This is a genomic window from Collinsella tanakaei (genome assembly GCF_016900375.1).
Classification (GTDB): domain Bacteria; phylum Actinomycetota; class Coriobacteriia; order Coriobacteriales; family Coriobacteriaceae; genus Collinsella.
On record NZ_JACJKB010000016.1, the window covers coordinates 34,516 to 55,924 of the forward strand.

Genomic DNA, 21,409 nt, shown 5'->3' on the forward strand with positions numbered 1-21,409 from the left:
GGTACAGCAGCGGCACGCAGAGGGCAGCTGCCAATCGAAAACGTTACGAACGGTGCGCAGCCAGGCGCCCGGCCCGAACCTTACGCGTCGCGTGCGCCGCGGTGGTCGACCTTGCGCGCCGCCAGGTCGCAGACGCTCTGGATGACCTGGACGATCACGATCAGGATGATCACGGCCACGATCATGACCTCGTCCACGCGGCGGTAGTAGCCGTAACGCACGGCGATATCGCCCAGGCCGCCCGCGCCGATGGCGCCGGCCATGGCGGTGTAGCCCAGAACGGAGATGAGCACGACGGCGACGCCGCGGACGATGGAGGGCAGCGCCTCGGGCAGAAGCGCCGAGAAGACGATGCGCGGGACGCTCGCGCCGCAGGCCTCGACTGCCTCGACGGACTCGCGCGGGACCTCGGCGAGCGACTGCTCGATCATACGCGCGATGAACGGCGACGCGGAGAGCACGAGCGGCGGAATGGTGCCCAAAATGCCCGAGCCAGTGCCCATGATGAGGCGTGTGAACGGGATGATGAACACCATGAGGACGATGAACGGGAACGAGCGCAGAATGTTCACGACCCAGCCGAGCACGGCGTTGAGCACCGGCATGGGGCGCAGTGAGCCCGGCGAGGTCAGGTAGAGCACCACGCCGAGCGCGATGCCGATGATATAGGAGATGAGCGTGGGCACAAGCACCATCACGATGGTGCTGACCGTGCCCTCGGCGAGCAGCTCGCCGTACTCGGCGATGAAGGCGTTCACGGCGTTAAGCATCCCAATCAACCCTTTCGAGCAGCACCTTGGCGGCCTGCGAGGTGGGGTTGGCGAACACGTCGGCGACGCTGCCCTTCTCCACCACGCGGCCGTGCTCCAGCACGACGACGTTGCGGCAGATCTTCTCGACCACGCTCATGGCGTGCGTGATCACGATGACCGTGACGCCCGTCTTGCGGTTGATGTCGCGCAAGAGCTTCAGGATGGTATTGGTGCTCGCCGGGTCGAGGGCGCTCGTGGCCTCGTCGCACAGGATGTACTCGGGGTCGCACGCGAGCGCGCGGGCGATGGCCACGCGCTGCTGCTGGCCGCCGGAGAGCTGGGACGGATAGGACGATGCCTTTTCCTTGAGACCGACCATATCGAGCAGATCGAGCGCATGGGCGCGGTTGTCGGCCGTCACCTTGCCGGTTGCCGCCAGAAACGGGAAGCACACGTTGTCGAGCACGGTCTTCTGCGAAAGCAGGCCGAAGTTCTGGAAGATCATGGCCACGCGGCGACGGTAGCTGCGCAGCTCGGCGCCCGAAAGGCTCGTCACGTCCTGGCCGTCGACGACGATCTGGCCCGACGAGGGACGCTCCAGCAGGTTGATGCAGCGCACGAGCGTCGACTTGCCGGCGCCGCTCATGCCGATGATCCCCGTGATATCGCCATCGGCGATATCGAAGGAGATGTCGTCCAGAGCGCACGCGGCGCCCTCAGCGCCGTCAAACACTTTGCACAGATGCTTGATTTGTATCACGAGAACACCACCCGATGATTTGGTCTAGGAAAAAGGCGGGTCGACTCCCGCCGGAGACGACCTAGCGAAGGCGCCCGGTCTCCCCATGCCCGCGATGATCGCTCGGCATGGCAAAGTGCCCGGGCGAGGGCATCATCATGACCATCATCATATGTGCGGCAGTCGTAAACATGCACTCAAGGGTAGCAGGGCACTTTAGCGGATGCAAGTTCGGAATGAAACGCAACAACGGATGCGCGGTGACACGTCCGCCCCGCCGCGAACGCAAAGGGGCCGCCACCGCGATCGCTCGCGATGACGGCCCCGTCTTGCACACGTTGCATGCCTGCGGCGCTACTCGGCAGCTGCCTCCTGGGCGCGCTTGTGGCTCGCGGCGTACTCCTCGCGCGTCATGACGTCCTCGATGCGCAGGTTGATGCCGGCAACCTCGAGGCCCGTCATGGCGGTCAGCTGCTCGGTCACGCGCTCCTTCACGTCCTCGAAGATCGCGGGCGCATAGCTTCCGTACTCGATGATCACGGAGATGTTCACGATCACGCGGTTGTCGTCGGTCACCTCGACCGACACGCCCTTCGTGAGGTTCTCGGCACCGAGGGTCTCCTGCACGAAGTGCATGAGGTTGCCCTTCATGCCGAGCACGTGGTCGGCCTCGCGCGTGGCGATGGCGACGATCTTCTCGATCACGCCGTTCGAATAGGTGAGCGAGTCCTCGGAGTCGAGCTCCTCGTCCTCGAACTCCGCGTCGTCGGATTCCTCGGCAACCGCGAGGTCCTGGTTCTCGGCCGCCACCGGAGCGGCAGCCTCATCGAGAGCGCCCTGGTCGGCGGTCTCCACCTCAACTTTGAGCTCATCGGTCATGGGTACTCCCCTTTCCTAACGCGTCCCGCCGGCGCGCATCGCGGCCGGACGGGGGTCGTATCCATCCTAACGCTTACCGGAGAACAGCCTGCGGAAGAAATTCACGATGCCGTTGTCGCCATCGCGAATCTGGCCGAGCGTGGCACCGACACCGGCGAACACGGCGATCACGATCGTCGACCACAGCCCTATCGTGAGGATGAGGACCGCGAGCACGAACCCGATGAAGCCGTAGAGCACCGTGTAGTGATGGGATGCCGCGTACGCCCACAGCGACGCGCCGAGACCCTTGATGAAACCGACGGCCTCCTCGCCGATCTCCGACGCCGCGGCGCGAACGCCCTCGCGCTCGGCAGCGCGCTCCGTATCGCTTTCAGGCATGGGCGCCTGGTCGATCGTCAGCTTGGGCGCCGTCTTGCGTGCACCGGTGTCGCTCATGCTAGACCTCCTTGGTCACAATCGTGGTCTTGCTGGGAAGAAAACGGACGCGGGCGGTCACGCCGCTCGTGCCGAGCATGCGCTCGCAGGCGTCGACCACGCGCTGGCGCATACGGTCGGCAAGCGGCTCGAGCCCCTCCTCGGTGAAGGCGATGGCCTCGATCGTCAGACGGACCTCATCGCGGCCCCTCCCGCCGATCTTGCCCTCGACCGATTCGATCATCACGTCGTCGGAACCCGCGGCGGCCCGCTTGGCGGTGGAGGTGAGCGCAGCGAGCGTCACCTCGATATCGGGATTGCCCGCCGGGTGGACGCAGGTGGGGTCCGGTCGCTCCGCGAACGCGCGGATCACGGTGATCAGCACGCCGAGCGCGACGATCGCCGTGAACACGAGCAACGCGATGCGGCCCGGCTGGCGCTCGAGCATGCCGTCGAGGCGGCCGAGGCTGACCCCCAGCATCCGGCAGGTGGAAACCCCGAGCACGCAGCCCGCGGCAAGCAGGTATATGACGGCGGAGATCCTCCGGATCGCGCGCATATGTCGGCTCCCCTCAGCGCTTCTCGTCATCTGCGGTCCCTATGCCCCGCCCGCGATACGCAGGGTCGGCCGCACGGTACGCAGAGAGCCGGGTCGCGAACGCGCGCAAACCCGGCCCTCCCTTCATGCCTATCGACGCGGGATCACCCGCGCGGGCCTACTCCTCCTCCAGAGCGGCCATGACCTCGTCGGTCATGTTCATGGTGCTGTAGACGTCCTGGACGTCGTCGAGCTCCTCGAGGCGGTCGATGAGGCGCTGGACCTTCTTGGCGTCGGCCGGCGTCACATCGGTCGGGGTGGTCGGAACCATGGTGAGCTCGGAGCCCTTGACCTCGATGCCCTGCTCCTCAAGGCCCTTGGAGACGGCCATGAGCTCGGAGGGGTTCGTCCAGACGACCCACTCGTCGCCGGCGTCCTCGTAATCGTCGCCACCGGCCTCGGCGACGGCCATCATGAACTCCTCCTCGTCGCCCGCGGCGCCGTTGGCCATCATGTTTTCCTTCTTGTCGTTGGGATCGACGATCTCCTTGGAAACGACGACCTGACCCTTGCGCTCGAACTGGAAGGCCACCGAACCGGTGGTGCCCAGGTTGCCGCCCGCGTGGCTGAAGGCGGAGCGGACGTCGGCGGCGGTGCGGTTGCGGTTGTCGGTCAGGCACTCGACGTACACGGCGACACCGGCGGGACCGTAGCCCTCGTACACGATGTTCTCGTACACGGCGGCGTCGGCACCCGTGCCGAAGGCCTTGTCGATGGCCGACTTGATCTTGTCCTTGGGCATGGACTGAGCCTTGGCCTTGGCGACGGCCGCGGCGAGGCTGGCGTTGTTATCGGGGTTGGGATCGTTGCCAAGACGGGCGGCAACGGTGATGTTGCGGCTCAGCTTGGAGAACAGCGCGGAGCGCTTGGCGTCCTGCGCGCCCTTGCGATGCTTGGTGGTTGCCCATTTAGAGTGTCCGGACATGGCACAGCTCCTTCTATCTTATCCAGCCGAAATCAGCACGCGGGGTGCAGCTCGGCCCATAGAAACACACGATAAGGCATGATATACCGATTACGGCTTGCGCAAAAGCCCCACGGCCACATGCCACGCAAAGAGCATCATGTGAAAGTTTGGGGCCTGTCCCCAAACTTTCATGCCGTTTGGGCAGCGTCGGCGGCCGTTTGCCGTGTTCTTGCGGGAGCGGTTCGGAAAAATCTGAAAAAGGATATTGCACCCGCTGCGGCACATGACTAAGATGCGTTGCAATCCACGAGGGCATGCGCGAGCCCCGTGGCCCAAAGTTTCATTTTTTCTCGCCATAAGCCCAGCTCATGGCCGTGGAAAGGATGGGGATTATGGGAACGCAGAACCCCGCGTCGCCGCAGGATGCGGCTGGCACAGGCAGGGGCGTGCATTTATCGCCCCGCTGTACCGAAAACGCCGGAGCGGATTCCGGCGATCTTATCGAAAGCATCAGAAAACAACCGATTGAAGAGACGTTTGCCCGGCTCGACGTTGGCCCGGGCGGCCTGAGCACCGACGAGGCAGCCGCGCGCCAGGGGCGCTTCGGCAAGAACCTGATCGAATCAGGTAAGAAGCGCTCACCCGTGCTCGCGTTTCTGTCCAACTTCACGCATCTCATGGCGATCCTGCTGTGGGCTGCGGGCATCATCGCCTTCGTGGCGGGGCTGCCGGAGCTGGGCATCGCGGTGTGGCTCGTCAACATCATCAACGGCGTCTTCAGCTTCTGGCAGGAATTTCGCGCAAGCCAGGCAACCGAGGCGCTCAAGAAGATGCTGCCCGCCTACACCAATGTCATCCGCGACGGCCAGGAGCAGAAGGTGCTGGCCGAGGACCTCGTCCCCGGCGACATCATGCTTCTTGCCGAGGGCGACAAGATCTCGGCCGACGCCCGCGTCATCGCGAGCTCGGACCTGCAGGTGAACCAATCCACCCTGAACGGCGAGTCGAACCCTTCGCGCAAAACGTCCGACGCCGTCCTGGAGGAGGGCCTTTCCGCAGCCGAGATCCCCAACCTCGTGTTTGCCGGCACGAGCGTGTCCGAGGGCAACGGACGGGCCGTCGTGGTCCGCATCGGCATGGACACCGAATTCGGCAAGATCGCGAGCCTCACGCAGAACATGGAGGAGGCCGAAAGCCCACTCCAGCGCGACCTCGATCGCCTGACCAAGCAGGTCACCATCTTCGCCATGTGCATGGGCATGATCTTTTTCGCCCTCTCCATGTTCGTCGTGCATGAACCCTTCGCGCAGTCGTTCATCTTCGCGCTCGGCATGGTCGTGGCGTTCATTCCAGAGGGCCTGCTGCCCACCGTGACGCTGTCGCTCGCCATGGCGGTGCAGCGCATGAGCAAGCGCAACGCCCTGGTCAAGAAGCTCAACTCCGTCGAGGCGCTGGGCTCCACGAGTGTCATCTGCACCGACAAGACCGGCACGCTCACCCAAAACGAAATGACGGTCAACCACCTGTGGACCGCAGCTCGCGAGTACGAGATCACCGGCGTGGGCTACGCGCCGGAAGGCAGCATCGAGGCGGCGGGCACGACGTATCGCGCCGTCGACGACCCCGACCTCGAGCTGCTACTCGAAGGCGGCCTGCTGTGCGGAAACGCGCGCCTGCACGCCCCCGAGGAGGAGGGCCGTCGCTACGAGGTCTATGGCGACCCCACCGAGGCCTGCCTGATCGTGTCGGCCCAGAAGGGCGGCATCGACCCCGATGAGCTCGAGCACCGCATGCCCCGCGTGAAGGAGCTGCCGTTCGAGAGCCGCCGCAAGCGCATGACCACCGTGCACAGCCTCGAGGACCCGATCGACGGGGCGCGCCGCATCGCCTTCGTCAAGGGCGCTCCCAACGAGGTCGTCCGCCTGGCCGACAAGATCCGCGTGAACGGGCGCGTGGAGCCCATGACCGAGGAGCTGCGCGGGCGCATCATGGCGGCAAACGACGGCTACGCGGCCGATGGCCTGCGCGTGCTCGCCGTGGCGTACCGCCCGCTCGACGCCACCGCGGCGCGTGAGGGCGTGCCGGCGGCCATGAGCGCATACACGCCCGAGAACATCGAGTGCCACCTCACGTTCGTCGGCCTCCAGGTCATGATGGACCCGCCCCGCCCCGAGGTTGCCGCCGCCGTGGCGGAGTGCCGCCGTGCCGGCATCCGCATCGTCATGATCACGGGCGACTACGGCCTCACCGCCGCGAGCATCGCCAAGCGCATCGGCATCGTCGAGGGCGACGACCTCTCCGTGATCTCGGGCTTCGAGCTTTCGCAGATGGATGACGAGGAGCTCAAGCGCCGTCTTGCGGGCCAGGTGGTCTTTGCCCGCATGGCGCCCGAGCAGAAGCTTCGCGTGGTCACCGCCCTGCAGGAGATGGGCGAGATCGTGGCCGTGACGGGCGACGGCGTGAACGACGCGCCCGCCCTGAAGAAGGCCGACATCGGCGTCGCCATGGGCGTTGCCGGCACGGACGTGGCCAAGGAGGCCGCGGACATGATCTTGACCGACGACAACTTCGCCTCGATCGTGGCAGCCATAGAGGAGGGCCGCGCGGTGTACAGCAATATCCGCAAGTTCCTGCTCTACATCCTGAACTCCAACGCACCCGAGGCCGTGCCCAACGCGGTGTACCTACTCTCCGGCGGCGCCGTCCCGCTGCCGCTCACCACGATGCAGATTCTCACCATCGACCTGGGCACCGACATGCTGCCCGCCCTCGGCCTGGGCACCGAGCCTCCCGAGAGCACGATCATGGACCAGCCCCCGCGCGACCCCAACGAGCGCCTGCTCAACCGCCGTGTGCTCGTGAAGGCCTTCCTGTGGTACGGCCTCATGGGGTCCATCGCCGCCATGATCGGGTACTTCCTGGTCAACATCCTGAACGGTTGGGTACCCGGCGCCCCGCTCGCGGGCCTCGGCGACGACGCCGACCCGATCTACATCCAGGCGACGACCATGACGCTCGCCGGCATCGTGTTCGCGCAGATCGGCCAGGTCATGAACTGCCGCACCGAGAAGACCTCGGTGTTCAAGATCGGCCTGTTCGCCAACCGCCAGATCATGATCGGCATCGTGTTCGAGGTGGCGCTCATCGTGTTCCTCACGGTCTTCCCGCCGCTTCAGGGCGTGTTCCACACCACGCCGCTCGCCTGGCAGGACTACGTCTTCCTCTGCTGCATCCCGCCGATCGTCATCGCGATCGAGGAGGCGCGCAAGGCATGGCTCAGGCGCCGCGACGCCCGGCGAGCCGGACGGGAGGCGCGATGATCGGCATCCGATGCGCGGCAGCGCGCGCTCTGAACCCCTTTGGTTTCCCGTATGTGCAGAAAGGTGATGCACGATGAACGTTATCGTAGTGGGAGTCGGCTACATGGGCGCCGGTCTGGTGCGGCGCCTCTCCCGCCAGGGATTCTCCGTCACAGCTGTTGACACCAGCAAGGCAGCGCTCGATTCGCTGGGCGCGTCCTTTACCGGCAAGAAGGTCTGCGGCGTTGGCTTCGACCGCGCCGTGCTCGAGGAGGCGGGCATCATGCGCGCGAGCGCGCTCGTGTCGTGCATGGGATCCGACGAGGCGAATATCGTGGTCGCACACGTGGCGCGCAGCATGTTCCGCGTTCCCCGCGTGATCGCGCGCCTGCACGACCTGTCCAAGGCCGAGACGTACCGGCGCCTGGACATCCAGACCATCTCCCCCAACACGTGGGGCATCTCGCGCATCTGCGAGCTGCTCACCTACGGGCAGCTCGACGGCGTGTACGAGATCGGCTCTGGAGACGTGCACCTCGTGCGCGCCGACATCCCCGCGCTTCTTTCCGGCACGACCGTCCGCGAGCTCACCGCGCTCGGCGAGGTCCAGATCGTGAGCGTCTCGCGCAACAACGAGACGTTCATCCCCACGCAGGGCACCGTCCTGTCGGACGGCGACATCATCTACGCGGCCGTCGCGACGTCGGCCAACCGCAAGTTCAAGCAGATGCTCGGCATCGGAGAGTAGGCGATCGGTATGCAGATCATCATCGCAGGCGGCGGCAAGATCGGCGCCCACCTGGCTTCGCAGCTGTGCGCGGACGGCGAGACCGTCACCATCATCGAGCAGCGGCCCGAAGCCGTCGAGCGCCTGAGGCGCACGTGCCCGGACTGTACCATCATCGAGGACAGCGCCGCGAACCCGCTGGCGCTCGAGCAAGCGGGCGTGCACATGGCGGACGTGCTGGCCGCCGTCACCGGCAAGGACGAGGTGAACCTCGTCATCGCGATGCTCGCCAAGATGGAGTTCTCGGTCCCGCGCGTGGTCGCGCGCGTGAACGACCCCTCGAACGCCTGGATGTTCACGCCGGTCAACGGCGTCGACGTGGGCGTCAACCAGGCCGAGATCCTCACGCGCTTCATCCGCGAGGGCATGAGCCTGCGCGATATGCTCACGCTCATGAAGCTCGGCCGCGACGAGCACAGCATCGTGCAGACGACCGTGAACCCCGGGTCGAAGGTCGACGGAATGGCCCTTTCCAGCATCGTGTTTCCCGAGCAGACTATCGTCGTCGCGGTCGACCACGGCGGCAGCCTGACGGTTCCGAATGGACGCACCGTGCTGCACGCGGGCGACGAGACCGTGCTGTTCTGCAGCCGCGAAGGCCGCGACACCATCCGCCGACTCTTCGCCTAGTGAAAGTTTGGGGACAGGCCCCAAACTTTCATGTACAAGGCCGCCCTCGCCGAGATGCCTTCGGCGAGGGCGGCCTTCGCTTTTCTATATATGTCGGTCGCGTTGCGGCGTCGACTAGTCGTCGAGGTAGCCGCGCTGCGGGCGCTTGGCGTGAAGCGCGAAGGCGATCAGCGCGATACCGATCACCACGAGCGGCAGGCTGAGCAGCTGGCCCATGGTCACGAAACCGCCGAACAGGTAGCCCAGTTGCGCATCGGGCACGCGCACGAACTCCACGAGGATGCGCGCCACGCCGTACCAGGCGACGAACACGCCCATGAACAGGCCCTGCGGGGGCAGCGGCTTTCTGCGCGAGAGGATCTGCATGACGACGAACAGCAGCACGCCCTCGAGCAGCGCCTCGTAGAGCTGGGAGGGATGGCGCGCCACGTTACCGCCCGACTCGAAGATCACGCCCCAGGGCAGGTCGGTGGGCTTGCCCCATAGCTCGCCGTTGGTGAAGTTCGCGCAGCGGCCGAGCGCCAGCGCGACGGGCACGCCGATGACCGCGAGGTCCGCGATGGTCCAGGCGGACAGCCGGCAGAACCGGCACGCAAGGATGCCGCCGAGCGCGCCGCCCACCAGGCCGCCGTGGAAGCTCATGCCGCCGTGGTTCACGGCGAAGATCTCGAGCGGATGCGCGAAGTAGTAGCCATCACCATAGAACAGCACGTAGAACAGGCGGGCACCGATGAGCAGACCGAACACGATGCCGACGACCACCGTCATGATGTCGTCGACGGTGATATCCAGGCCCCAGCGGCGCTGCGTGCGGTACATGACGACGCCCGTGAGCAGCGCGCCCACGATGTAGGAGATGCCATACCAGTAGATGGTGATCGGACCTGCCGAGAAGGCGACCGGGTCCAGGCTTTGGTAGAGCTCGTTGAGCACGGAGGCTCCTTTCGTTTGCAATCGAGCGAGGCTAGGGCCGCGGAGCTACGCGCGCGCCGCCGGGCCCTTGCGGATGAAGTGCAGGCAGTGGCGGCACTCCTCCTTGATGGCGGCCATGCGGTCGACCCGGGGATCGAGCAGGTCGTCGAGCGAGGTGGCCTCCCGATGCCACGGGCGCTGGCAGCGCGTGTACGCGCAGGTGCCGGGACACGGAGAGTAGCGGTCGGGCACGTTATGCGGGCACTCGTCCTCCATGTAGGCGTCAAAGCCGTAGATGCCCGCGCAACCGCGCACCTCCCAGCAGCGCACGACACCGTCTTCCCCTCGGGGGTCGACCGGCTCGTAATCGCGCCCCGACTCGTGCCCGACGGGCGCACCGGGTGCGATCTGGGTGACGGGAGGAAGCCCGCCGGGACATGCGGCGTCCCTTGCGCTCGATGCCGTCACGCTGACACTCCCCTTCCGGTATAGCCCTGCTTCAACAACGATGGGGCCGCTTGACGCGGCCCCATCTGAGATACCTGTACGCTCGATGATTAGAACGGCGCGTACTCGTCGTAGAGGTCGGCGGCTCCGCCGGTCAGGTCGTTGATGGCGACAACGCGCGTCACGCCGGGAACGTGCTCCTTCACGATGCGCTCGATGCCCATGGAGAGCGTGAGCTGGCTCATGGGGCAGCCGGCGCAATGGCCGGTGAGCTCGAGGGAGACGACGCCGTCCTCGTCCACGCCGTGATACTCCATGTCGCCACCATCGGCCTGGAGGTTGGGGCGGATCTCGTCGAGCACGGCGAGCAGCAGCTTTTCGTTAACGGCCACGAGGGCTCCTTTCGTATGCGGTGTGCGGGCGCCTTTGCGCTGCGCCCGCAGGTAGATGTAATGGTACTACAAGCTCATACCCGAAATGCAACCGACAAGACACCCCATACGAGAAGCACGCCGGCCCGTGATACCGACCCCGTTTTTTCGCGAACAGCGACGAACGCATGCGACCCTAAACCGAGCGATGCAGCGCAGCTGGATAGATTCGCCACTTTTGTACCGGTAAGGTGCCTTACCGTTCGCCATTCGGCTGCCCCTTTCGCCGTTGCGGGGGGTCTTTATCTGTCCGGTTTGACCGCTATAGCCCTATTGGCAGTATCTTGCCCCCGCATTCTGCCTGGGCAAGCAGGCTGGGCCCAAACCCAAGCGGTACAAAAGTCGCCATTTCATCCAGCCGCCCTGCTGGAACGGCAGAATGCGGCGCCGCTACCCCAGCAATCCGCCGGCTACGGTGGCGAACGCCACGATGACGCCCACGATGGACTCGCCGCCGAGCACACCCGAGGCCACGACGACACCCGTCTCCTCCGAGGCCTCATCATCGAGCCCGCGGGCCGCGCAGATGCGGTCGTACACCCAGCGCATCACCGCGCCGAGCACGGTGGAGATCGACATGTAGAACGGCAGGTACACGCCGAGACCGAGCATCATCGAGGGGATTCCCATGCAGTAGAGCACAGCACCCGCGGCCAAGCCGATCACGAACCCGTTGACGCTCGGAATGCCCGAGACCATCGTCGCCACCACGTTGGCCTGCGCGGAGACGAACAGCGCATCGGTGCCGAACGCGTCGGGCCCGTAGGCGGCCACGAGCGCGACCATGACGGCGACAGCGACGAACGTTCCCAGCACAGCGCCGATCGCCTGGCCGAACCACATGGAGCGTGGGCTCGTGCCGATGATCTGACCGGTCTTGAAATCGCTCATGACATCGCCCGCAAGGCCGCAGGCCACGGCGATGATACCCGCCACGAAGAAGAGCTGCACCTGCGTCGCCTCGGAAAACGCCGCCACGAACAGCAGCACGATCAGGCCGAAGATCTCCATGGGATCGATACCCGACTGGCCCACGGACTGCGCGCTCATGATGGCTGTCACGAACGCGAGCAGCACGACGACCACGGCAACCACGGGGCCGAGGCCGAGCGCGAAGCACACGATGAGCGCAGCGGAGGCGGCCATGAGCGCAAGCACGCCGGCGTCGTAACGCGAGATGAAGCGGGAGATGAAACCGGGCTCGCCCTGCGTGCCCTCGGAACCGTCCTTCGTCTGGGCCGTCCTGAGGCGCGCGCGGCGCACAAGCGGCACCACGATGTCGCGCACGACCACGCCGGCACCCGAGCCCATCATGAGCCCCATGCCGAGGCTGCTCACGATACCCTGCGCACCCGCGGCATCCCACAGCCCCACGGCGGTTCCGCCCACGACGACGCCGAACCAGCCGACGATGGCGCCGATCGCCCAGTAGATGATCGAGCGGCGCCCAGCCAGAAAGCCCACGGCCCAGCGCATCGGCGAGTTCTGGATACCGAAGGCGACGCCCGGCACCGGCACCTGCGCCACGAGCGACGGCATGAGACCGAGCACGTCGCGAACCACGCACCACAGGCCCGCCACGGCCATCGAACCGAAGAGCTTTCGGCCCGTCGAGCCGCCGGCGCGGCTGGCGAGCAGCGTCTCGGCGGCAGCGGTACCGATGGGATACTCCAGGTCCGACTCCTCCACGAAGTGCCGCTGGATAAGCGCCGTGCACACGAGGCCGAGCAGCGTGCCGGCAAGCGCCACGGCGAGCATCTCGCCCCAGCCCACCTGGTCGGTGAGGCCGAGCATCCAGATACCCGGGATGGTAAAGGCCAGACCGCCCGCTACCATGGAGCCGGCGGACATGATGACCTGGGTGATATTCGCTTCGTTGAGAGATGTCCTTCCCACCGCGCGCAGCAGTACGAGCGCGGTGATGGACGTGAAGATGGTCGGCCACGGCAGGGAACCCATCTTGAGGGCGGTGTACACCGAGGACGCCGTGATGATGACGCAGCCGATGCAGCCGATCAGGATGCCGGCGGCAGACAGCTGCCCGCGCAGGCCCGCGCGGTCGCTCGTAGAGCTCATTCTGTTCTCCTTCGTATATCCGCTCCCCCTCAAACCGGGAAGTCGGGTTACGGCTCGGACGCGGTGATTATATGACAGTTAGGACGGGGTCAGCTGTCACAATCGCGGCAAGGCCGTAAGATTGTGACAGCTGACCCCGTCCTAACTGCCATGAAGGAGAGCTATGGGTGCTGTGCTGACCGTTGATGTGGGAAACACCACCACGCGCTTCGGGTTGTTTGCCGTAGATGGCTCCGCGCCCGAGCTCGTGGGCTCCTGCGAGTTCACCACGCTTTCGCCCCTCACCCGCGACGAGGCGCGCGCGCAGATCGCCCAGGCACTCGTGCTGATGGGCGAAGGCAGCGCCGGCGGTGCCATCCTCTCGTGCGTCATCCCCTCGCTGACCGACACCTGGCGGCAGGCCCTTGCAGCCGCGAGCGACACCAAGCCCCTCGTGGTAGGTCCAGGCCTTAAGTCCGGCGTGCAGATGAAATACGACGACCCGTCTGAGGTGGGCCCCGACCGCGTGGCGGATGTCGTCGCCGCACGCGCAGCCTATGGCACCCCGGCTATCGTGGTCGATCTGGGAACGACGACGAACTTCGAGGCCATCGACGAGCACGGCGCGTTCGCAGGCGGCATCATCGCGCCCGGCGCGGCACTCGGCGCGCGCTCGCTCGCGCAGGCGGCGGCGCGCCTGCCCATCATCGAGCTGCGGGCGCCCAAGCGCGTTATCGGGCGCAGCACGCGGGCGGCCATGCAGTCCGGCGTGGTGCTCGGCGAGGTCGCGCGCATCGATGGCCTGCTCGACGCGATGGTCGCCGAGATGAGCTGCGCCACGGAGCCGCAGGTCATCATCACCGGCGACGGTGCGGCCACCATCGCCGCCCTGCTGAGGCACACGGCTACCGTCGACGACACCCTCACGCTGCGCGGCCTCGCCCTCCTCTGGACGGCGAACCAGCGCTAGTCAAAAGCTATGACAGGTGGGCTGTCCACTTTCAGGACGGAGATGTTTTCGGACACCCGACGCGGGCCGGCCGGCCCGCGTCGGGTGTCCGAAAACATCTCCGTCCTGAAAGTGGACAGCCTGTCACGAAAGGGCCGCCCCGAAGGACGGCCCTCATATGCAAGCTGTCTTTGTGGCGGGAAGGCTACTTCTTCCCCATGAGGCGATCGGCCACGGCGGCAACGGCCTCGTCGCTCACCGCACCGCAGGCGGTGCAGCTGCCCGAGGCGCCCTCGTCCTCGCCATGGTGCGGACGGAACTTGGAGTCGACCGCGTCCATCTCGAGCGGCTTGATGTGCTCCAGCGTGAAGCCCTTGCCCGCGCGCATGTTCTCCTTGGCAACCGAGATCATGAGCTTGATGCGGTTCAGCTGGTTCACCTCGGACGCACCCGGGTCGTAGTCGACGGCCACGATGTTGCTCTCGGGGTGCAGGCGGCGCAGCTCCTTGATCACCGCCTTGCCCACCACGTGGTTGGGCAGGCAGGCGAAGGGCTGCGTGCAGATGATGTTCGGTGCGCCGTGGTCGATGAGGTCGAGCATCTCGGCCGTGAGCAGCCAACCCTCGCCCATGTTGTTGCACAGGCTGAGCACCGTGTTGGCCTTCTCGGCCATGACGGAGATAGGCTCGGGGCGCTCGAAGCGGCTGGACTTCTCCAGCAGGTCGTCGACCGGCTTGCGCATCCAGTCAACCGCGGCGATGGCGGCATCCATGGCGGCACGCGACGCTGCCGAGCTGCCGAGCTCGTCCTTCTGCACCTTGGCGTTGCTCATCGAGTACAGGAAGAAGTCGAGCAGACCCGGGACCACGGCCTCGCAGCCCTCGTTCTCGATGACCTCGACCACGTGGTTGTTCGCGGTGGGATGGAACTTGACGAGGATCTCGCCGACCACGCCCACGCGCGGCTTGGTGCCCTCGCCCACGAGCGGCATGGTGTCGAAGGCGCGGATGGCCTCGCGCGCGAGCTTCGTGAAGCTGCGACGCGTGAACTTGGGCGCAAGCTGGCGAGCGCGCGCCATGTACTCCTCGAACAGCGCGTTAGCGGCGCCCGGCGTCACCTCGTAGGGACGGCAGCGGTAGAGCATCTGCATCATCACGTCGCCGAACAGCACGCAGTACACCGCGGCCTTGAGCAGGCCGGGCGACAGCTTGAAGCCGGGGTTGGACTCGTCGAGCTTCACGGCGGCCAGGCTGATCACGGGAATCTCGGGGTGGCCGGACTCGCGCAGCGCCTTGCGGATGAGCGCGATGTAGTTGGTGGCGCGGCAACCGCCGCCGGTCTGCGAGATGATCACGGCGGTCTTCGACAGGTCGTAGCGGCCGCTCTCGATGGCCTCCATGATCTGGCCGGTCACGAGGATCGACGGATAGCAGATGTCGTTGTTCACATAGCGCAGGCCGGCCTCGACGGCGCCTCGATCGGTGGAGGGCAGAAGCTCGAAGTTGTAGCCGCCCGCCTTCATGACCTCCTTCACCAGGTCGAAGTGGATGGGCGCCATCTGCGGGCACAGGATGGTGTAACCCGCATCGCGCATCTCCTCGGTGAAGGGCACCTTCTCGAAGGCGGCGGAGTTGGCGCGGCGCTGAGCGGAGAGCGCGTACTTGTGCGTGGAGAACGCCGGGGCGTCAGCGCTCGGCGCCACGGGCGCGGCGTCGCCCTGCTTGTAGTCCTCGCCGGCAGCCGCGGCAGCGGCGGCGCGCTCGGCCTCCTGGTCCTTGAGCGCGGCCATAAGCGAGCGGATGCGGATGCGCGCCGCGCCGAGGTTCGAAACCTCGTCGATCTTCAGCACGGTGTAGATCTTGCCGGAGCCCTCGAGGATCTCCTGCACCTGGTCGGTGGTGAGCGCGTCCAGGCCGCAGCCGAAGGAGTTCAGCTGAATGAGGTCGAGGTCGTTGCGCAACGTGACCAGCTTGGCCGCACGGTACAGGCGGCTGTGGAACATCCACTGGTCCACGACGCGGATGGGACGGTCGGGCTTCACGAGGTGCGCCACGGAGTCCTCGGTCAGCACCGCGAAGCCGAAGCTCGAGATGAGCTCGGGCAGCGCGTGGTTGATCTCGGGGTCGTTGTGGTAGGGGCGCCCGGCGAGCACGATACCGTGGCCGCCGTGCTCCTCGATCCAGTTGATGGCCTCCTCGCCCATGGTCTGGATCTGCTCATGGAAGGCGGCATCGGCCTCGTAGGCGGCGTTCACCGCGGCGTCGATTTCGGAGCGGGTGATCTTGGGTCCGCGCACACGGCCGCGACCGGCCTCGGCGTCGGCCACGCGCTCGACGGCGATGAGCTCGTACAGGCGGCGCTTGAGCTCGACCTTGTCGTGGTAGGGCACGAACGGGTACATGAACTCGACGTTCTTGGCGGCGATGTCGTCGATGTTCAGGCCGAGCGCCGTCGGGTAGCTCATGACGATGGGGCAGTTGTAGCAGTTGCCCGCGGCCTCGTCCTCCTTGCGCTCCCAGCGGATGCAGGGCATCCAGATGAAGTCGACGTCCTTGTCGATCAGGTTCATGATGTGGCCGTGGGAAAGCTTGGCCGGATAGCACACGGACTCCGACGGCATGGACTCGATGCCCGCCTCGTAGACCTTCTTGCTCGAGTTGTCCGACAGCACCACGCGGAAGCCCAGCTTGGTGAAGAACGTGTGCCAGAACGGGTAGTTCTCGTACATGTTGAGCGCGCGGGGCAGGCCGACCGTACCGCGCGGGGCGTCGGCCTCGTCGAGCACGGGACGGTTGAACAGCAGCTCGTTCTTCTTGGCGAAGAGGTTCGGCGCCTCGGTCTTGGCCTTCTTGTGGCCCGCGCCCTTCTCGCAGCGGTTGCCGGTGATAAAGCGACGGCCGCCGCCGAAGTCGTTGATGGTGAGCAGGCAGTTGTTGGAGCAACGGCCGCAACGGGCATGCTTCTGGGTCACGGTCAGACGGGCGATCTCGTCGGCCGAAAGGATGGCTGAAGTGCCCGTCTCGCCCGCGCGGTCGCGCGCGAGCAGCGCGGCACCGTAGGCGCCCATGCAGCCGGCGATGTCGGGACGGATGGCGTTGACGCCCGTGAGCTGCTCGAAGGCGCGCAGGGTCGCGTCGGACATGAAGGTGCCGCCCTGGACGATCACCTTCGTGCCGATCTCCTTGGGATCGCGCAGCTTGATGACCTTGAACAGCGCGTTCTTGATGACGGAGTACGACAGGCCGGCGGCGATGTCGCCCACCGTCGCGCCCTCCTTCTGCGCCTGCTTGACGCGGGAGTTCATGAACACCGTGCAGCGGCTGCCCAGGTCGACCGGGTTCTTGGCGCGGATGGCCTCGTCGGCAAACGCGCGCACGTCCATGTTCATGGACACCGCGAAGCTCTCGATGAAGCTGCCGCAACCCGAGGAGCAGGCCTCGTTCAGCATGATGTGCTCGATGACGCCATCGCGCACGCGCAGGCACTTCATGTCCTGGCCGCCGATGTCCAGGATGAACTCGACACCCGGCAGGAAGGCCTTGGCGCCGCGCAGGTGCGCCACGGTCTCGATCTCGCCCGAGTCGGCCTTGAGCGCCTCGATGAGCAGGGCCTCGCCGTAGCCGGTCGTGGTCACGTGGCCGATGGTGCAGCCCGCGGGGATGTGCTCGTAGAAGTCGGCCATGATGGTCTTGGCCGTGCCCAGGATGTCGCCGTTGTTGTTGCCGTACCAGGTGTGAAGCAGCTGGCCGTCCTCGCCGACCATGGCCGCCTTCATCGTGGTGGAGCCGGCGTCGATGCCGATAAACACTCGGCCGCCCGCATAGCTCGCAAGGTCGCCCTTGGGCACGACCTCGGTGTCGTGACGCTCCTTGAAGGCGCGGTATGCCTCATCGTCGGCAAAGAGCGGGTCAAGGCGCGCGACCTCGGAACCCTGGGTGTCGCCCAGCGAGTCGATGGCGGCGATGAGCTCGGGGAAGGTCGAGAGCTTGTTGGACTCGTGCGCCATGGCCGCGCCGCTCGCCACGAACAGGTGCGCGTTCTCGGGCACGATGCGGTGCTCCTCGTCGAGCTCGAGCGTGATGTAGAAGCGCTTGCGCAGCTCGGAGAGGTACTGCAGCGGACCGCCCAGGAAGGCGACGTTGCCGCGGATGGGACGGCCGCACGCGAGGCCCGAGATGGTCTGCGTGACGACGGCCTGGAAGATCGAGGCAGCGACGTCCTCGGGACGGGCGCCCTCGTTCAACAGCGGCTGCACGTCGGTCTTGGCGAAAACGCCGCAGCGGCTGGCGATGGGATAGATGGTGGTCGCACCCTTTGCGAGCTCGTTCAGGCCGGAGGCGTCGGTGTGCAGCAGCGTCGCCATCTGGTCGATGAACGCGCCCGTGCCGCCGGCGCAGGTGCCGTTCATGCGCTGCTCGATGCCGTGGTCGAAGTAGATGATCTTGGCGTCCTCGCCGCCGAGCTCGATGGCGACATCGGTGGCGGGGATGAGCGTCTCGACGGCGCGCTTGGAGGCGATGACCTCCTGCACGAACTCGAGGCCGAGCCACTGCGACAGGAGCAGGCCGCCCGAACCGGTGATGGCGCAGGTCATGGGCGTGCGCTTGAGCAGGCCGGAGGCACCCACGAACAGGTCGCGCGCGCAGGCGCGCACGTCGGTGTGGTGGCGCTGGTACTTGGCGTACACGATGCGGTTGTCGTCGTTCAACACCGCGAGCTTGACCGTCGTGGAGCCCACGTCGATGCCGAGGTGGAGGGTGCCGTAGGCCTCCTCCGGCGCCCAGAGGGCGCCGGACGGAATCTCGACCTGAGCGGCCTTGTCAGATGCCGCACCTTGCCCTTCAATCGTCGGTCGCCGCACGTCAGGCGTGCTCCCTCCTCTTTCAGGGCAATCTGCGGCATCTGACAAGGCCGTCTCCGTAGTAGAAGTGACAGGTGTAGGGGTTTCCATGCTCGAAATAGCGGGCGCGGGGGTCTGCGTGGTTGTGGATTCGGGCTCGTTGGCGGGGTCGGCCTTTTTCTTCCTGAAGAATCCCATGGTTAGTTCTCCTCGGTGTCGAGTTGCAGGTTCAAAAGCTTCATGCCGTAGGCCGGCACGTTGATATCGATCGGCTTGCCATATAGGTCGCCGGGACGCACGAAGGCGATGACCGTCATGATGCGCGCCATGGTCTCGGGCGATTCCCTCAGGCCGTTTTCGAACCAGCGCTGGATCACGCCGACCTCAGCCGAGACGACATAGCTCAGGTAGTAGTCGAAAAACGACCCGAGCGCGCCCGGGAAAATGCCGGTCTGCATGCGGTCGGCAACCACCCCGCGCGCCAGGTCGATCAGCTTCTTGATGAAGGCCGGGTCGCCGCCCGGGCCGAGCAGCGATCCGATAAGCGCACGGCGATCGCGCAGGTAGCTCAGCAGCTCAACGGAGCCGGGCGCGGGCGCCAGCTCGCCGATGTTGCGGTAGAGGTCCTCGAGCGTCGCTGCGCCGATACGCGCCGTGAGCTCGCCGATATCGGCCAGAAGCGCCGCCTCAACCTGCTCGACGAAATCCGGTATGTCCTTGTAATGGGTGTAGAACGTGCGCCGTGTTAAGCCTGCCCGCTCGGTGAGCGACGCCACCGTGACGCGGGAGAGGTCCTCCCCCTCGCCAAGCTGCTGGACGAGCGCGTCGAGCAGGGCCTGCTGCGAGCGCAGCGACCGTCGGTCGCACTTGAAATCGGTCTGTGGCATGCAGTCCTCTCGGTTGCAATTACACTCAGTGTGCATTATTGCACACAGTGTGCACGACTATTCACCGAGCACCGTCTCTGCATAACCGGCCGACAAGTTCGAACCCGGCCCAACCCTGCCGGCCGGCAGGGTTGGGCCGGGTTCGAACTTGTCGGCCGCAATTATGAAGCCCGTTTTCAGCGAATCTTTCGGCTACCCCTCAGTAGAGCCAATCACACGGAACCTTGACACCATATCTGACCTGCGGTTTTGTAAATCGTATTCGGCGCAGATACCCACTCTACTCGGCAGATTCGGGAAGAAACGCTGAAAACGGGCTTCATAACTATCCAGCTTGAATTCACCGGTGCCCGATTCCGCCCCTACTCCACCAGATCGAGCAGCTCCTGGTGCGAATGGACGTCGAGCTTGGCGTAGATGTGCTTCACGTGGGCCTTCACGGTGTTGCGCGAGATGCTGAGATGCCCCTCGATGTACTCGCGGTTGCGCCCGTGCGCCAGCATGAGGAACACCTCGCGCTCGCGCGGCGTCAGGCCGTGCGCCTCGGCCACCGTCGCACACCGCTCATCGATGCTCGCAGGCGGAACGGCAGATAGCTCTCCCGCAGCGCCCGCGTCTTCAAGCGGCGTCTCCTCCACAACGGGAACCACGCCGCCAATCGTCTCGTCGAAACTGAATCCGCGCAGGCAGAAGAGGACATAGACCATGAGCGCGAGCACGAAGCCCGCGGACACGAGGATGACCGACACCTGGTCGACGCCGAAGAGCGCTCCCGCCCGTGCGCCGCAAAACGCGCCGGCAACCGATCCCAAGCAGGCGGCGCCGCGGCCCCACGAGAACGAGGCCACCGCCGCGCGCGGATTGCGCGAGGCGAGCGTCACGAGTGCCGTCCACGACACGAGCTCGAATAGCACGCTTCCCGCCGTGAGCAGCGAGGTGCTGACGCCCGGGGCGGCCGGCAGCGGCAGCATCGAGCAGAGCAGGGCCGCCGTCACAATCAGACCACCATGCTCACAAAGGCATCCCATGGTCTCTGGCCAAGCACGTGCACCGGTTGCGCATCGCCCGCGCGGCGCGATGCGGGCCATGCGGAGCGCACGAGCACGGCAACGACCGCAGCAAGGGCAACGAGCCAGTCGGCAACAGGATTCGCGTCGTTCACGTCGAACCGAAGCGCGTATCCGAACACGAGCTTGAACACGAGCATGCTCACGAACAGACGGCTGGTCAGGGGCAGAAACGTCGCAGGTTGCGTGACGGAGAAATCGCGCGGCGCCTCGTCGTGCTCGGTCGCCTCGAAGGCGGCGCGTGCAGCCGGCCGCGCGATCGTGAGCGCGGCGAGCGGCCCGATGAAAAACGCAGTAAGACCGACCGCTGCGGGGAGCCTCCATGCGACCGCGGCAACCGTGTAGGCGGCGGCGAAGGCGCCCGTCACGCAAAGGGCGATATCGCGGCGCGGCAGGCGGGAGATCGCCGTTCCCACAGCGACCGTCACCCATCCGCGACCGACCGCGAGCACGATCGACGCGACGACCAAAAGCACCGGCACCTGCCACGCAAGCGCAGGGAGAAGCAGCAGCGGGCCTGCGACAAGGCACCCCAAGGACATCTGCGACATGCGCTTAGTCATGAGCAGGCGCGGGGCTGCCGTCGCCACCAGAGCGACCCCCATGAGCAGCACAGCCATCGCCAGCACCGAAATGTCGCGGGCAGCGGAAAACGTCTGATCGTACAGAGGGAAAACGACGAGATTGAGCAGGGGCGTCGAGACCTCGAGCAGCGCCAGCATGGCCACGCAGGCGGTAAACGAGGGATGCGGGGCTCGTGCTGCGGAAGCGCAAGCCGAACCGGCCTCTACATCCTGTCTCTTATACACATCT

18 protein-coding genes are annotated in these 21,409 nt (G+C 65.9%); 4 read left to right on the plus strand and 14 right to left on the minus strand.

The genetic code is table 11. The annotated features are described in order from the left end of the window. Positions 1 to 80: 80 nt before the first annotated feature. The 6 genes from H6A16_RS09245 to H6A16_RS09270 all read right to left on the minus strand — a co-directional run bounded on the left by H6A16_RS09245 (position 81) and on the right by H6A16_RS09270 (position 4,310). Complete coding sequence (locus H6A16_RS09245; RefSeq protein WP_204618479.1) at positions 81 to 770, minus strand: methionine ABC transporter permease; 690 nt, start codon at positions 768 to 770, stop codon at positions 81 to 83. Next, positions 763 to 1,512: an ATP-binding cassette domain-containing protein gene (locus H6A16_RS09250; protein WP_204618481.1), complete on the minus strand. Its 750-nt coding sequence runs from the start codon at positions 1,510 to 1,512 to the stop codon at positions 763 to 765. Before H6A16_RS09250 ends, H6A16_RS09245 begins: the two co-directional genes overlap by 8 nt. A gap of 333 nt (positions 1,513 to 1,845) precedes the next feature. After that, positions 1,846 to 2,370 carry an Asp23/Gls24 family envelope stress response protein gene (locus H6A16_RS09255; protein ID WP_204618483.1) on the minus strand — a complete coding sequence of 175 codons (525 nt, stop codon included), beginning with the start codon at positions 2,368 to 2,370 and terminating at the stop codon, positions 1,846 to 1,848. Between the two features lie 66 nt (positions 2,371 to 2,436). Continuing rightward, the gene (locus tag H6A16_RS09260; protein ID WP_204618485.1) at positions 2,437 to 2,808 is read right to left on the minus strand and encodes a DUF2273 domain-containing protein; all 372 of its coding nucleotides are present in this window, start codon (positions 2,806 to 2,808) and stop codon (positions 2,437 to 2,439) included. Between the two features lies 1 nt (position 2,809). Next, positions 2,810 to 3,346: a hypothetical protein gene (locus tag H6A16_RS09265; RefSeq protein ID WP_204618487.1), complete on the minus strand. Its 537-nt coding sequence runs from the start codon at positions 3,344 to 3,346 to the stop codon at positions 2,810 to 2,812. A gap of 157 nt (positions 3,347 to 3,503) precedes the next feature. Beyond that, positions 3,504 to 4,310 (minus strand): YebC/PmpR family DNA-binding transcriptional regulator, encoded by an 807-nt coding sequence (locus tag H6A16_RS09270; RefSeq protein ID WP_204618489.1) that lies wholly within the window; start codon positions 4,308 to 4,310, stop codon positions 3,504 to 3,506. Positions 4,311 to 4,684: 374 nt separating this feature from the next. Here H6A16_RS09270 and H6A16_RS09275 point away from each other — a divergent pair, with 374 nt between their 5' ends. From H6A16_RS09275 to H6A16_RS09285, 3 genes are all read left to right on the plus strand, one after another. Beyond that, positions 4,685 to 7,612 carry a cation-translocating P-type ATPase gene (locus H6A16_RS09275; RefSeq protein ID WP_204618491.1) on the plus strand — a complete coding sequence of 976 codons (2,928 nt, stop codon included), beginning with the start codon at positions 4,685 to 4,687 and terminating at the stop codon, positions 7,610 to 7,612. A gap of 73 nt (positions 7,613 to 7,685) precedes the next feature. After that, positions 7,686 to 8,339 carry a potassium channel family protein gene (locus H6A16_RS09280; protein WP_204618493.1) on the plus strand — a complete coding sequence of 218 codons (654 nt, stop codon included), beginning with the start codon at positions 7,686 to 7,688 and terminating at the stop codon, positions 8,337 to 8,339. A gap of 9 nt (positions 8,340 to 8,348) precedes the next feature. Further along, the gene (locus tag H6A16_RS09285) at positions 8,349 to 9,008 is read left to right on the plus strand and encodes a potassium channel family protein (protein WP_204618495.1); all 660 of its coding nucleotides are present in this window, start codon (positions 8,349 to 8,351) and stop codon (positions 9,006 to 9,008) included. Positions 9,009 to 9,122: 114 nt separating this feature from the next. On the opposite strand, the gene lgt is transcribed toward H6A16_RS09285, so the two are convergent. The 4 genes from lgt to H6A16_RS09305 form a co-directional block, all read right to left on the minus strand. Beyond that, positions 9,123 to 9,941 (minus strand): prolipoprotein diacylglyceryl transferase, encoded by an 819-nt coding sequence (gene lgt / locus H6A16_RS09290; protein ID WP_204618496.1) that lies wholly within the window; start codon positions 9,939 to 9,941, stop codon positions 9,123 to 9,125. Between the two features lie 45 nt (positions 9,942 to 9,986). After that, positions 9,987 to 10,388 carry a hypothetical protein gene (locus tag H6A16_RS09295; protein WP_204618498.1) on the minus strand — a complete coding sequence of 134 codons (402 nt, stop codon included), beginning with the start codon at positions 10,386 to 10,388 and terminating at the stop codon, positions 9,987 to 9,989. 89 nt (positions 10,389 to 10,477) lie between these two features. Next, entirely contained in the window at positions 10,478 to 10,759 is a 282-nt protein-coding gene (locus H6A16_RS09300; RefSeq protein ID WP_204618500.1) for a NifU family protein, read from the minus strand. A 429-nt stretch (positions 10,760 to 11,188) separates the two neighbouring features. Next, positions 11,189 to 12,874, minus strand: coding sequence for an OPT/YSL family transporter (locus H6A16_RS09305; protein ID WP_204618502.1), 1,686 nt, complete (start codon positions 12,872 to 12,874; stop codon positions 11,189 to 11,191). A 163-nt stretch (positions 12,875 to 13,037) separates the two neighbouring features. On the opposite strand from H6A16_RS09305, the gene H6A16_RS09310 reads away from it, so the two are divergent. Beyond that, the gene (locus H6A16_RS09310; protein ID WP_204618504.1) at positions 13,038 to 13,823 is read left to right on the plus strand and encodes a type III pantothenate kinase; all 786 of its coding nucleotides are present in this window, start codon (positions 13,038 to 13,040) and stop codon (positions 13,821 to 13,823) included. Positions 13,824 to 14,007: 184 nt separating this feature from the next. Here H6A16_RS09310 and H6A16_RS09315 read toward each other — a convergent pair whose 3' ends face one another. From H6A16_RS09315 to H6A16_RS09330, 4 genes are all read right to left on the minus strand, one after another. Further along, the gene (locus tag H6A16_RS09315) at positions 14,008 to 18,603 is read right to left on the minus strand and encodes an acyl-CoA dehydratase activase-related protein (RefSeq protein WP_342589750.1); all 4,596 of its coding nucleotides are present in this window, start codon (positions 18,601 to 18,603) and stop codon (positions 14,008 to 14,010) included. A 239-nt stretch (positions 18,604 to 18,842) separates the two neighbouring features. After that, positions 18,843 to 19,529: a TetR/AcrR family transcriptional regulator gene (locus tag H6A16_RS09320; protein WP_204618506.1), complete on the minus strand. Its 687-nt coding sequence runs from the start codon at positions 19,527 to 19,529 to the stop codon at positions 18,843 to 18,845. A gap of 362 nt (positions 19,530 to 19,891) precedes the next feature. After that, positions 19,892 to 20,557: a helix-turn-helix transcriptional regulator gene (locus H6A16_RS09325; protein WP_204618508.1), complete on the minus strand. Its 666-nt coding sequence runs from the start codon at positions 20,555 to 20,557 to the stop codon at positions 19,892 to 19,894. Beyond that, positions 20,527 to 21,409: hypothetical protein (locus tag H6A16_RS09330; protein WP_204618511.1), on the minus strand; the 883-nt coding region annotated here is incomplete at its 5' end. The genes H6A16_RS09330 and H6A16_RS09325, both read right to left, overlap by 31 nt.

Excerpts from the sequence above, each read along its gene's own strand:
- H6A16_RS09245 (WP_204618479.1), bottom strand. The coding sequence starts at position 770 with ATGCTTAACGCCGTGAACGCCTTCATCGCCGAGTACGGCGAGCTGCTC.
- H6A16_RS09255 (WP_204618483.1), bottom strand. The coding sequence starts at position 2,370 with ATGACCGATGAGCTCAAAGTTGAGGTGGAGACCGCCGACCAGGGCGCT.
- H6A16_RS09260 (WP_204618485.1), bottom strand. The coding sequence starts at position 2,808 with ATGAGCGACACCGGTGCACGCAAGACGGCGCCCAAGCTGACGATCGAC.
- H6A16_RS09265 (WP_204618487.1), bottom strand. The coding sequence starts at position 3,346 with ATGCGCGCGATCCGGAGGATCTCCGCCGTCATATACCTGCTTGCCGCG.
- H6A16_RS09270 (WP_204618489.1), bottom strand. The coding sequence starts at position 4,310 with ATGTCCGGACACTCTAAATGGGCAACCACCAAGCATCGCAAGGGCGCG.
- H6A16_RS09275 (WP_204618491.1), top strand. The coding sequence starts at position 4,685 with ATGGGAACGCAGAACCCCGCGTCGCCGCAGGATGCGGCTGGCACAGGC.
- H6A16_RS09280 (WP_204618493.1), top strand. The coding sequence starts at position 7,686 with ATGAACGTTATCGTAGTGGGAGTCGGCTACATGGGCGCCGGTCTGGTG.
- H6A16_RS09285 (WP_204618495.1), top strand. The coding sequence starts at position 8,349 with ATGCAGATCATCATCGCAGGCGGCGGCAAGATCGGCGCCCACCTGGCT.
- H6A16_RS09305 (WP_204618502.1), bottom strand. The coding sequence starts at position 12,874 with ATGAGCTCTACGAGCGACCGCGCGGGCCTGCGCGGGCAGCTGTCTGCC.
- H6A16_RS09310 (WP_204618504.1), top strand. The coding sequence starts at position 13,038 with ATGGGTGCTGTGCTGACCGTTGATGTGGGAAACACCACCACGCGCTTC.
- H6A16_RS09320 (WP_204618506.1), bottom strand. The coding sequence starts at position 19,529 with ATGCCACAGACCGATTTCAAGTGCGACCGACGGTCGCTGCGCTCGCAG.
- H6A16_RS09325 (WP_204618508.1), bottom strand. The coding sequence starts at position 20,557 with ATGGGATGCCTTTGTGAGCATGGTGGTCTGATTGTGACGGCGGCCCTG.